Genomic DNA, 13,205 nt, shown 5'->3' with positions numbered 1-13,205 from the left:
TAAATGTTATTCAATTTTTATCAAATATAATATCGTATTTTTCATTGTTTTTTAAGAAGATATCAAAAAAATCCGGATCGAAATATTTATAATGATTTTGCATTTGAATCATCTTCTCAAGAGCTTCATCATGGCTTACAGTTTCTTTGTAAACTTTTTTCCCTCTTATTGAGTCATATACATCTATTATAGAAACTATTCTTGCAGAAACTGGTATTTTATCTCCAATTAAAGAAAAAGGATATCCTCCTCCACCATATCTTTCATGATGATACAATGCTATTTCCCAAGCTATTTTTAACCAGTCGACACCTTGCAAAATTTCCGCTCCATAAAGCACATGTTTTTTTATAATTTCATATTCTTCTCTGTTCAATTTACCAGGTTTATTTAGTATGTTAGAAGAAACTAAAACTTTTCCGATATCGTGCAAAGGAGAGTATAATCCAATTTCATAAGAATATTTTTCATTAAAACCAATATCCAGAGCTAATTGTTTTGATAAATTACCTATTCGCCTTGTATGACCACTCTTACCAGAATCAAATTTGTCAGCTAATATTCTGAGTTTGGAAACAAATTGAATTTTTGATAATTTAACTTCTCTTCTCATAGCATTTTCAGAAGATATTTTGTTTTCATAATTAGAATATAAATCTAAAATATAATTAACATAATTTTTAATATCAGGATCAAAAGAAGATTTTTTATTTTTTATATATATATTGTATTCGGAATTCAGATTTATTTTTTCAAATTCGTCCAACCTTTCATCGTCCTTTGAGATATTAACCTCTTCACATTTAGTTTCATTCTTAATTAATTCTTTAAGATGTTTTATAGTATCTTGAGTTTTAATGTTTTTAAACAGTTTTTCTTTTGTAGATTTTTTCATCATAAGATAAATGTTAAAAAATATAAACAAGATTAAAATTAATATGATGTATAATCTACTTATAGGCATATACAATAATAAGCCTATTAAGAAAGAAAATAATAAATTTATAAATAATATATTTGACACAAAGAAAACCCCCATAATTACATTATAATTATATTATAAAGTATTTTTCATATTTTAGCAAGGTGAGGTGTATTAATGAAAACTCTTTTTATTACTGGAATTACTGGATCAATTGGTACTCAAGCACTTGATGTTTTAAATACATTGAATGATTCTATTAACTTAATTGGAGGTTCAGTTAACTCAAATTGGAGAAAATTAAAAATAATTATAGAAAAATATGGTCTAAAATATGCAGCTTTAGCAAAACCAAGTAATGAAGTACCAAATTTTTATAAGGGATGTAAAATTTTTAAAGGGGATAATTCTACAGAAAATGCCATAGAAAAAGCAAATGCTGATATATCTTTAATAGCAACTTCAGGGGCTGCAGGATTAGCTCACACCATACAAGCTTCCAAATATTCAAAAAGAATTGCACTGGCAAATAAAGAATCTTTAGTTCTTGGAGGAGACTTGATTTTAAACCTTTTTAAAAAAAATGGCAATGAACTAATCCCTGTTGATAGTGAACATAGTGCTATTTTTCAACTTGTTCTGGGTGAAAATTCCATTGATGAAATATATTTAACTGCTTCTGGTGGTTCTTTAAGAGATAAACAACCTTTTGAATTAAAAAACATTACCAAAGAACAAGTTTTGAATCATCCAACATGGTCCATGGGAAAGAGAATAACTGTAGATTCAGCAAGTATGGTTAATAAGATACTTGAAGTTATAGAAGCTTACTATCTATTTAACACAAATAAAATTAAAATTTTTATAAATAGAAACTCTCATATTCACTCTATGGTCAAATTTAAAGATGGAGTTATAAAAATGCATTTTGGAAAACCGAATATGAAAGTTCCAATTGCTTATGCTTTTACTTATCCTGACAGATTATATGAATATGAAATCCCAGATATTATAAATACTGAAATCAACTTTGAAGAACCAGATATACAAAAATATCCTGTTTTAAAAAATTTAGATAGAATTCTCGGAAATCATTCATTGCATATTGCTCTAAATGCATCAGATGAAGTAGCGGTTGATTATTTTTTGAAGGGGAATATCAAATACTTAGATATAAACAAAACTATTAACTATGTAATAAATGAAATTGAAAAAAAACAAATAAATATAAAAAATTTTCAAGATATTTTTAATTTAGATAATGAATGCAGAAAAATTGCAGAAGAATTTATTAAGGAGGAACTTTAATGGCTATAGTATGGTTTTTAATAATTTTTACAATAATAGTAGTTGTTCATGAATTCGGTCATTTTATATTTGCTAAAATGTTTAACACAAAGGTTTTGGAATTTTCTATAGGGTTTGGTCCAAAGTTATTTTTTAAAAAAGGTAAAAAAACAGATTTTGCTATAAGGGCTATCCCTTTGGGAGGTTATGTTAAATTAGCAGGAGAAGATGAGCTCGAAAACATTGAAGATAATGATGACCCAACATTACTTTTTAACAAAAAGCCATGGCAAAAACTGTTAATATCTTTTGCTGGTCCATTGTTTTCATTTTTACTTGGTATAATAGTAATTGCAGGCTCTGGATTAATATATGGTTTACCCCAGGTCCAAATTGAAAATGTATTACAAAATTCCCCAGCAGAACAAGCGGGCTTAAGTTCAGGCGATATCATTAAAAAAGTTAATAATGATTATGTTTTTGATCCTCAAATTCTGAATTTGGAAATAAGAGAAGGAAAAACAATTACTTTAGACATTATAAGAGAAGGTAAATCATTAGAAATAGAATTAACTCCTCAAAAAATCCCCGCAGAATATATGGTTCAAATATCAAATATTTCTGGGAGTACTTCTATAAATGAACTAGATAAAATAAATGGTTTAAATCAAGATATAGAAGTTTTAAACAAAATGGAACCAGGTGATCCCATTTCATTTTCTAATAAGGATAAAACTATCCGAGGTAATATTGTTAATATACAAAAAATGGAGTCTAGGTATATTATTGGAGTAAATTTTGATATATATACCAACATCATAGCTAAAGATTATCAAATTTTTGAAAAAGACGATCAAATTATAGAAATAGAAGGAGAAGCAATTGATAATGGAATTGATTTTGTAAACACAATTAGTAGGTTGAATATACCTGAAAATGATATTATGGTTGAATTATCTGAAAATCAGTTCAGCATTATAAAAGCATTTACAGAAAATACAATAAATCTAAAAGTTTTAAGAAAAGATAAAATAATTGAATTACAATCGAATAAAGAAAATCTCATAGAAATATTTTCTCAGCCAGGTATAGTGAAAATTTCTGATAATAGGCTGAAACCATCTTTAGTTGAAATAATTCCAGTTTCTTTTGGATGGGCCAAAACTCTTATGGAATCAGTAGTTCAAGTTATAAAACAACTTTTCACAGGGCAGACTAATACAAATGAAATTGCTGGACCAATTGGAATAGCAACAATCATAGGGCAAGCTTCAAAAGCTGGATTTGAATCTATTTTAAATATACTGGCATTGATAACAATTAATTTAGGAGTTATAAATATACTACCATTACCAGCTTTAGATGGAGGAAGAATTATATTTTCATTATATGAAATAATTGCAAGAAGAAAAGTAAATCCTAAGATTGAATCTCTAATTCATGCTATTGGATTTATAATATTGATGGGCTTAATGATTTTTATTGCTTTTAACGATATTACAAGATTTTTTAATTGAGGTAGATAATATGTTTTCAAAAAAAGTTGTAAATGTGGGTAATGTGTCAATCGGTGGGAATAATCACGTGGTTATACAAACAATGACAAATACTAATTCATCAAATTTTGAAGAGACTATAAATCAAATTAAACAATTAAATGCAGCTGGTGCTGAATTAGTAAGAATCTCTGTTAGGAACGATGATGACGTAAAAGTATTAAAAGAGTTAGTAAAATCATCTCCCATTCCATTAATAGCTGATATTCATTTTAATTATAAAATAGCTATAGAATCGATCAAAGCGGGTATTTCAAAGATTAGAATCAACCCCGGCAACATAGGATCAGACTGGAAAGTAGCAGAGGTTGTAAAAGTAGCAAAAGAATATGATATTCCGATCAGAGTGGGGTCAAATTCTGGATCTTTAGATAAAAGATATGAAAATGATACAATAGAAATGGCTATGGTTAACAGTGCTTTGCATCAAGTAAGATTGCTTGAGAAATATGAATTTGATAAAATAGTTATATCTATGAAATCATCTGATGTCAAACAAACTTATTTAGCAAACAAAATTATATCTAAAAAAATTGACTATCCTTTGCATTTGGGAATAACAGAAGCTGGGGTATATGAAGATTCAATTATCTCTTCTTCAGCTGGTATAGGTGCCCTATTATTAAATGGTATTGGAGATACAGTTAGGATTTCTATTTCTGGTGATCCAGTTCAAGAAATAATAGCAGCTAAAAAATTGCTAACCACTCTTGGCCTAAAAAATGGTATTAAAGTAATATCTTGTCCTACTTGTGCCAGAACAGAAATTGATATTGAAAAATTAACAAATAGAGTTAAAAATATAGTAAAAGATTTTGGGGACATAGATAAAAACATAACTATAGCAGTTATGGGATGTGTTGTGAATGGCCCGGGTGAAGCTAAACATGCTGACATAGCCATAGCAGGAAGCAAACAAACTGCTGCTATTTTTAAAAAAGGAAAATTAATAGAAAATGTAAAAAAAGAAGATATTGAAAAAAGATTAAGTGAGGTTATAAAAGAATACATAGAGGTGATATGATGTATATCAACCCAACGGGGAACAACAAATCTGAAAACACGAAAAAATCAAAAAAAACAAAAAGAAAAAAAACTACTTCTTTAAAAAGTAGTTCAATTGAAGATGGATTTTTTGATATATTGACTGATACAGAGTATAAAATAACAGAAAGAGAGATTAAAAAACTCTTAGATGAAATATTGAATTTTGGAAATAGATTTGTAAAATCTCCAACTCAAAGTAATCTGAAAAATTATAAGCAGTCAATTAAAGAATTTTTAAAAAAGATCGAAAAAAAGATATATAAAGTTAAAGAAGACATAGACATGGAAAATGGTTCACCCAGGCTTCATGTAATAGCAGAAGTGGTAGATAACAAAATAAAAGAAATCACAGAATCAGTTATGAACAAAGAAAAAAATACTTTATTCTACGCTTCAAGAGTTGAAGAAATAAATGGACTTTTATTAGATTTATATAGATAAGGGGATAGCTATGAGCTCAATTTTAAATTTAAATTTAGATAAATTCGCTGGTAAATCAATTTGTTTTTACTCATCTGAAATTTTTAACAATAGAAAATTTATTGAAGACAAAATATCAAAAATTAATGACTTTAACAAACTTGATTTGCTAAATTTAGAGCCAATAAAAGGCAACATTAAAATAGATCAAATAAGAGAAATCCATGAATTTCTAAAATACAAGCCAAACTATTCAAATATAAAAATTGTAGTTATAAATGAAATTGATAAGTTAAATGAATCAGCAGAAAACTCTTTATTGAAAATTCTTGAGGAGCCTCCAACTTTTGCTTTAATAATAACTCATACAAATTCCTGGAACAATTTATTACCAACTACAAGAAGTAGATTAACTCGCTTTGATATTCCTATAAAAAATTTAGAATTTGAAAAATTCAACTCTATAAAAGAAAATAATATTAAATTATTCCAAATATATAGTGCACTTGGTTATGAATATGTTTATTATTTTAACAACTTAGATGAAAAAAGCCTTACGGGTTTTATAAGAACTGTAAATGAAATTGATTTTGACAAGGCATTAAAATTTTTAATCTCTTATAAATCTGATACAAGATCAAAAGTGTTTTTTATATTTTCATATTATTATATTTTGAAGAAAATTATAACTGAAAATTCAGATGAAATATTGAATAAAACTATTTTAAAATTAAAGGGAATAAAGAATTCTTTAGATAATCCAATAGAATTTTTAAAAATGATATCGCTTTTATCTAATATTTTAATCCACGATTCTTTAATTTCAAAAATGACAAACAAATGGAAATTTATGTATAATTATGATTTGATTGAATTCTTTGGAATAGAAGATTATAAAATTGATTTAGAATTATTATTTGATACTTTTGAATATAATAACAAGATTATTAACTCTTCGGTATCAAATCACAATTTTACTTTGGAAGTTATTACACATTTCATAAGAATAAAAGAAACCTACTCAAAAAATTAGGAGGAACAAAAAATGCCTGAATTGAAAATAAATGTTTATGGTGTAGAGCTTATGAAGAAAGATAAAATGTATTTTTTTCAACCTAATGGACCTGAAGACGAATACAATATCAATGATCTTGTTTTGGTAAACTCTGATTTAGGTCTTGAAGTTGGAAAGATTATAGCTCCTTTAAAAGAAAGAAATTTTGATGATTTAGATGATGAACCAACTCCTATAATAAGAAAGCTAACTGAAGAAGATAAAGAAATTCATGAAAATATTTTGAAAGACGCAAATGAGGTTAAGAAATTCACCCAAGAAAAATCAGAAGAACTTAATTTACAAATGAGAGTTTTAAAAGCAAAATATACATTTGATAAATCAAAATTGATCATCTTCTTCGGTGCAGATTCAAGGGTTGATTTTAGAGAATTGGTTAAGATACTTGCTAAAAAGTACAAAGTAAGAATAGAGCTTAGACAAGTTGGCATTAGAGATGAAGTTAAAATGAAAGGTTCATTAGGGCTTTGTGGACAAGTAGCTTGTTGTGCCAGATTCTTAAGGGAATTTTCATCAATTAAGATGGAACTTGCTAAAACTCAACAAATGATGATTAATACTGCAAAAATATCTGGAAGATGCGGAAAATTATTATGTTGTTTAAAATATGAAAATGAGTTTTATGAAGAAGTGTTGAGAAATGTTCCGAACGAAAACTCAACTATTGAATATGACAATAAACCTGCTAAAGTAATAACTGTAAATGTTTTTTTGAAAGAGGTTACTCTTCAAATTATTGAAGAAAACCAGCCAATATTGATAAAAGTCCCTTTTCAGTATTTTAATAATTTAGATGAAAAAATAGTAAAAGAATAAAAATTGGAGGTGTTTTGATTGAAAAATAGCTTAAGTGAATTAAAAGAATTAGCAAGATTATGTAGAGGGGATATTTTAAAAATGACATCGGTAGCTTCTTCTGGCCACCCAGGTGGCTCAATGTCATCAATAGAATTATACCTTTCTGTTTTTAATAGAGCAAATATTGACCCAAAGAACCCCTTTGATGAAAAAAGAGATAAAACAGTTGTCTCTCATGGTCATACTTCTCCTGGTGTTTATTCTTCTTTAGCGAGGTTAGGCTTTTTTGCTATAGATGACGTTATTTCAGGATTTAGACATCCTGGTTCAATTTTTGAGGGACATGTAACAAGGGGAATACCAGGCATTGAATGGTCCACTGGAAATCTTGGTCAAGGTTTATCAGCTGGTGTTGGCTTTGCATTGGCTGCTAAGATGAAAAATGAAGATTCAAAAGTTTATGTTTTTTCCAGCGATGGAGAAAGTCCTAAAGGCCAGATTTCAGAAGCCAGAAGAACTGCAAAAAAAGAAAATTTAAATAATTTAATTGTTTTGGTCGATTACAATGATATTCAAATTTCTGGTAGAGCGAGAGACGTTCTTCCTGTAAATATAAAGGAAGAATATAAATCTGCTGGATGGAATGTTTTAGAAATAGATGGCCACAATTTAATTCAAATTAATGAAGCATTAGAGATTGCAGAAAATAATAAAATGGGGCCAACAGTCATTATTGCTTCAACTATAATTGGTAAAGGGGTTTCATTCATGAAAAATAGGCATGAATATCATGGTTCGCCTTTATCCGATGATGAATTAGACAAAGCATTAAAAGAATTAAACATTGAAAATGATATCGAGAAATATAGAAAAATGAGAGAGAACCTTGATTTAACAAAAACTAAAGTTAGCTATCCAAATATAAAATTGGATGTTGAAAAAGGGAAACCAAGAATTTATCCCAAAGATAAAAAAATTGATAATAGATCTGCTTTTGGTAATGCATTAGCAGATTTAGCAAAAGAAAATAAAAATAAATTTCCTATTGCTGCTTTAGACTGTGATCTTTTTCCTTCTGTAAAATTGGCAGCTTTTAAAGAAGTTAATCCAGAAGGGTACATCCAAATTGGAATTCAAGAACACAACGCCGCAACAATTGCAGGCGCATTGTCAACTTCTGGTGTTTTAACGTTTTTTGCTGATTTTGGTGTTTTTGGTTTAGACGAGCCATTTAACCAACAAAGGTTAAATGATATTAATCATACTAATTTGAAAACAGCGATTACACATTCAGGAACAGATGTTGGAGAAGATGGTAAAACCCATCAAGAAGTTAACTATATAGGACTAACAAGAAGTTTATACAACACCAAACTCATAGTTCCAAATGATCCAAATCAAACTGATAAAGTTGTAAGATATGCAGCTTCCACAGATGGGAACATCATTATAACAATGGGTAGATCAAAATTAGATATCATATTAGATGAAAACGGAGATATCTTTTATGGAGAGAATTACGAATTTAATTATGGAGATATAGATGTTTTAAGAAATGGAGAAGATATTACAATAATTACATATGGTACTTATACAAATAACGCTGTAAAAACCGCAGACAATCTAAGAAAGGAAAATATAAATATTAATGTTATTGGAGTTCCAACTCCTTTAGACTATGATGAAGAGAAAATTCTTCCATTTCTAAAAGATAAAATAATCATTACACTTGAAGATCATAATTTAGAAAATGGAATTGCAAATGAATTATCAAAAACTATAGTTAAAAATAATGTATCTGTTAAAGATTTTATTAATCTTGGTTATAAAGATTATGCTGCATCAGGTTCTTCTAAGCTAATTCAAAAGCAAAATAGTTTGGATGTAGACAGCTTAACAAAAATGATTAAGGAGTTATATTAGGATGAATCAAAACGATGTAATGACAAAAAAAGAAAAAAATATAGTAAACAAAGCAATAAAATCGTTAAAACTTCCAGAAAATATGGATAAAAATATTCTTTTTACTGCTTTAAGTCATACATCTTTTGTTTTTGAAAAAGAAAATAAAGGAAGAAAACTAAATTCAAATGAAAGATTAGAATTTCTCGGAGATTCAGTATTGGAACTCTCGATCTCCGAGTTCCTTTTTAATAAATATAATCTTTCTGAGGGAGATATGTCGAAGATAAGGGCAACTGTTGCCTCTGAATTAATTTTAACCGAAGTAGCCAAAAAAATTCATTTAGATAAATTTTTATTCTTAGGTACTGGTGAAGAAAAACATGGTGGTAGACAAAAACATTCTATTTTAGCTGATGCAACTGAATCGTTGTTTGCTTCGATATATCTATCTTTAGGTTTTGACTATGCAAAAGAATACATTTTAAAAAGATTAACCCCTTATATAAAAAAAGCTATTAAAGGAGAACTATTTTTAGATCATAAAACAAAATTACAGGAAATTACTCAAGAAGTTTATAAAGCATTACCAGTATATGAAGTTCTAAACTCTCAAGGCCCATCCCATATAAAATATTATAAAGTTGCTGTAAAAATTAACAATGAAACACTTGGAGTTGGAGAAGGGCATTCAAAAAAAATTGCTGAACAATTAGCAGCAAAGGAAGCCTGTGAAAAATTTTTAAATGGAAGTAATAAAAATGAAAAATATTGAATTTGTTAAGTTAACTCATACCAAATCAATTTCTACAACAAAAAATTATTGCTTTTTAAATTGTAAACACTGCAATAAGCATTATTTAAAAAATATGAAGTCAGTTGATGAAATAGAAGAACTTGCAAAAGAAGGTATAAAATCATTCTTAATTAGTGGTGGTATGAATAGCAATATAGAAGTTCCTATTATTCCTTTTTACGAAAAACTAAAATATTTAAAAAATAAGTACAATTTAAGATATAACATACATACTGGAATTGTTGAAAATTCATATGAATACCTTTCTAAATTAAGGGATCTTCATGATTCTATTTCTTTTGATATTGTAGGTAAAGAAGAAGCATATAAAAATGTTTACGGAAATAATTTTTATAAAGAAATGATCTCAAGTTTTGATACTCTCATAAGTGAAAACTTTAATGTCAAACCACATATAACATTAGGCTTAAATGGTGGAAAAATAGAACATGAATTCAATTCATTAAATATTTTGAAAAAAAATGCAAATAAAATTAAGAATGTAATATTCATTGTTTTTATACCTACGAAAGATACATTTTTTGAAAACAAAAAACCACCAAATTTAAAAGAGATAGAAGATATTTTTAAAACATTTAAAAAAGAAATGCCAAACACAAATCTAACTCTTGGCTGCATGCAGCCTAAAGGGTTTTATAGAAAAGAGTTACAGGTTATGTCCCTTAAATATTTAGATAAGATAACCCAGCCCTTACAACATACAATAAAACTTGCAGAAGAAAATAACTATAAAATAGAATATTCTTTTGAATGCTGTGCTTTATAACGTTGAAAAATCAAATGGAGGAATTTTATATGTACCAACCTTCTTATATAAAATTATATGAAAATGGTGAATTGCATAAAAGAAGAGATATATTATATAATCATATATATAAATGTACATTGTGCCCTATGAAATGCAATGCTAATAGAAATGTTAATAACGGAGTATGTGGCGCTAACGACAAGATAAAAATTTCTGAATACGTTTTATATCCTGGAGAAGAACCACCAATAACTGGTGACACAGGTGCAGGAGGAGTATTTTTTAGTAATTGCAATATGAGGTGTGTTTACTGTCAAAACTTTTTATTTTCTCAAAAAGGTAACGGCAAGGAAAGAACTGTTGACGAATTAGCAGATATTTTTATTAATATACAGGAAGTTAAAAAAGCTAAAAACTTAGATTTGATAACTGCCACTCCATATCTTCCTTTTATTTTTGATGCATTGATCATTGCAATAGAAAAAGGTTTTAACTTACCAATTGTATGGAATACAAGTTCATTTGAAAATCCTGAAACTTTAGATTTATTAGATGGCGTAGTTGATATATACCTACCAGATATAAGATATACCAGTAATATTTTAGGTAAAAGATATTCTAATGTAAAAAACTATTGGGATTATGCCAAAAAATCGATTAAAATGATGTATAATCAAATAGGAAATATTTTTCATACTAACGAAGAAGGAGTGCTATTAAGGGGGTTAATAATAAGAATTTTAGTTTTACCAAATCTTACAAACCAAGCAAAAGAAGCTTTGAAATTTATCAAATATGAATTATCTGATGAAATACATATTAGCCTAATGGATCAATATGTACCTGTAAATGAAATTAAAAAATATCCAAAATTAAATAGATTTCTGTACAAAGAAGAATATGAAGAAGTTGTTCAATATATGGGGGAATTAGAACTTAACAAAGGTTGGGTTCAACATCATAAATTAAAATCTTTTCGGGGTGAAGAAAATGAATAATAATGAGTTGATAAAATCTATACTAGACCAATTACAAGAAGGAGTAATCGCGGTTGATGAGCATGAAAATTTGTTTTTTGTCAATGATTCTGCTTGTAGAATTTTAGATTTAGAACGAGAAAATGTTTTGAACAAAAATGTTGTAGAAACTGTTCCAAACACCAGATTACACATTATTTTACGAACAGGTGAATCTGAATTAGATAGATTGCAAAATCTTGGAAATAAAGTGATAATTACATCCAGATTTCCTATAAAAAACGATAATAACGAAACAATTGCAGCGGCAGCTGTATTTAGAGATGTAACAACAATTCAAAAGTTAGCTGAAGAAGTTACCAATCTTAGAGAAATTGAAGCTATGCTTACCTCAATTATTGATTCAACTACTGATGCAATTTCGGTAGCAGATCAAGAAGGTAGAGTCATTATGGTAAATAGGGCCTACACCAAAATAACTGGGCTAACTCCAAGAGAAGTCATTGGTAAACCCGCTTCTATAGATATTGAAGAAGGGGAAAGTCTTCACATAAAATGTGCCAGAGAGAAAAAACCTATTTTCAACGTGAGAAAAAAAGTAGCTGGAAGCAAGAAAGATGTACTCGCATCTGTAACCCCATATTTTGTAAAAAATGAATTTAAAGGGTCTGTGGCTGTTATTCATGATGTATCAGAAATACAAAGATTGATGAATGAACTTGAGGCTACAAAAAGGATGCTTAAAAAAGAAAAGGCTAGATACACTTTTGATGATATAATAAGTGAATCTAATGAAATGAAAAATGTTATTAAACAAGCACAGAAAGCATCGCTAACAAAAGTTAATGTATTAATACACGGAGAGTACGGTGTAGGAAAGGAAATATTGGCTCAAGCAATACATAACTATTCTGAAAGAAAAAATAATACGTATTTAAAACTTAATTTATCAATGATTCAGAAAAACAAACAAAATCAAATGTTGTTTGGAGATAAAAGTTATATAGCTTTGTCAGATAAAGGGACTTTGTTTATAGAAAATATACATGAAGCTTCAGAAGAAATTCAAGAAAAACTCCTAAAATTTATTAGAGATAACGAGTTTGAAAGCGAATATTTCAGCGTAAAACCTGATGTAAGGTTTATCTTTTCAACAACAGAAGACTTAAAAACTTTGATAAGCCTCGGAAAATTTTCAAAAGAATTATTTTACAAAATTTCAGTTGTTACCATTAACATTCCTCCATTAAGAGAGAGAACAGAAGACATCCCAAAATTGGCAAGACAAATATTATATTCTTTAAATCAGAAATATGGTAGGGTTATTTACGACTTTACTGATGATGCTATTAACAAATTGAAAGATTATTCGTGGAATGGTAATATTAGAGAACTCGAAAATGTAATTGACAGATCAATTTTAAACCTTGAAAGTAATGATTCTATAATTACATCTTCTCATGTTCCTGAAATAACAGAAAATAAAGAAAATAATTCGGGAACATTGAAAGAATTAGTTGAAGACTTTGAAAAAAGAATTATTATGGAAATATTAGAAGTCTGTCATGGCAATAAAACAGAAGCTTCCAAAAAATTAGGATTAACAGTTAGAAATCTTTACTATAAACTAGATCGATATGGAATAAAATAATTGAG

General features: G+C 28.0%; 12 protein-coding genes. 11 read left to right on the top strand and 1 reads right to left on the bottom strand.

Annotation, left to right across the window (positions count from 1 at the left end; all coding sequences use genetic code 11):
• Window positions 1-10: 10 nt before the first annotated feature.
• Window positions 11-1,024, bottom strand: a complete 1,014-nt coding sequence (locus BLS00_RS03235; RefSeq protein ID WP_176759825.1) for an HD-GYP domain-containing protein — start codon at window positions 1,022-1,024, stop codon at window positions 11-13.
• Window positions 1,025-1,099: 75 nt separating this feature from the next.
• Between BLS00_RS03235 and dxr the strand changes: the two genes are divergently transcribed.
• The 11 genes from dxr to BLS00_RS03180 are packed head-to-tail and all read left to right on the top strand — an operon-like array spanning window position 1,100 to window position 13,200.
• Window positions 1,100-2,230 (top strand): 1-deoxy-D-xylulose-5-phosphate reductoisomerase, encoded by a 1,131-nt coding sequence (gene dxr / locus BLS00_RS03230; protein WP_091402771.1) that lies wholly within the window; start codon window positions 1,100-1,102, stop codon window positions 2,228-2,230.
• Window positions 2,230-3,726 carry a M50 family metallopeptidase gene (locus BLS00_RS03225; protein ID WP_091402770.1) on the top strand — a complete coding sequence of 499 codons (1,497 nt, stop codon included), beginning with the start codon at window positions 2,230-2,232 and terminating at the stop codon, window positions 3,724-3,726. The genes dxr and BLS00_RS03225 overlap by 1 nt, the downstream gene beginning before the upstream one ends.
• 10 nt (window positions 3,727-3,736) lie before the next feature.
• Window positions 3,737-4,789 (top strand): flavodoxin-dependent (E)-4-hydroxy-3-methylbut-2-enyl-diphosphate synthase, encoded by a 1,053-nt coding sequence (ispG, locus tag BLS00_RS03220; protein ID WP_091402768.1) that lies wholly within the window; start codon window positions 3,737-3,739, stop codon window positions 4,787-4,789.
• Entirely contained in the window at window positions 4,789-5,253 is a 465-nt protein-coding gene (locus tag BLS00_RS03215) for a YaaR family protein (RefSeq protein ID WP_167848961.1), read from the top strand. The genes ispG and BLS00_RS03215 overlap by 1 nt, the downstream gene beginning before the upstream one ends.
• A gap of 10 nt (window positions 5,254-5,263) precedes the next feature.
• The gene (locus tag BLS00_RS03210) at window positions 5,264-6,265 is read left to right on the top strand and encodes a hypothetical protein (RefSeq protein ID WP_091402764.1); all 1,002 of its coding nucleotides are present in this window, start codon (window positions 5,264-5,266) and stop codon (window positions 6,263-6,265) included.
• A 12-nt stretch (window positions 6,266-6,277) separates the two neighbouring features.
• Entirely contained in the window at window positions 6,278-7,123 is an 846-nt protein-coding gene (locus BLS00_RS03205) for a PSP1 domain-containing protein (protein ID WP_091402763.1), read from the top strand.
• Window positions 7,124-7,141: 18 nt separating this feature from the next.
• Entirely contained in the window at window positions 7,142-9,028 is a 1,887-nt protein-coding gene (locus tag BLS00_RS03200) for a transketolase (protein WP_091402761.1), read from the top strand.
• Window position 9,029: 1 nt separating this feature from the next.
• A complete protein-coding gene (gene rnc / locus BLS00_RS03195; RefSeq protein ID WP_091402758.1) occupies window positions 9,030-9,782 on the top strand; it encodes a ribonuclease III in 753 nt (250 codons plus the stop codon).
• Window positions 9,769-10,590, top strand: a complete 822-nt coding sequence (gene lipS1, locus BLS00_RS03190; protein ID WP_091402757.1) for a LipS1 family lipoyl synthase — start codon at window positions 9,769-9,771, stop codon at window positions 10,588-10,590. Before rnc ends, lipS1 begins: the two co-directional genes overlap by 14 nt.
• 29 nt (window positions 10,591-10,619) lie before the next feature.
• On the top strand, window positions 10,620-11,570 hold the full coding sequence (locus BLS00_RS03185) for a radical SAM protein (RefSeq protein WP_091402755.1): 951 nt from the start codon (window positions 10,620-10,622) through the stop codon (window positions 11,568-11,570).
• On the top strand, window positions 11,563-13,200 hold the full coding sequence (locus tag BLS00_RS03180; RefSeq protein ID WP_091402754.1) for a sigma-54 interaction domain-containing protein: 1,638 nt from the start codon (window positions 11,563-11,565) through the stop codon (window positions 13,198-13,200). The genes BLS00_RS03185 and BLS00_RS03180 overlap by 8 nt, the downstream gene beginning before the upstream one ends.
• The last annotated feature ends 5 nt before the right edge of the window (window positions 13,201-13,205 follow it).

The organism is Geotoga petraea (assembly GCF_900102615.1).
GTDB classification, from domain to species: Bacteria; Thermotogota; Thermotogae; order Petrotogales; family Petrotogaceae; genus Geotoga; species Geotoga petraea.
The sequence above is the reverse complement of the archived record's forward strand: the minus strand, read 5'-3'. Positions and strand labels throughout refer to the sequence as shown.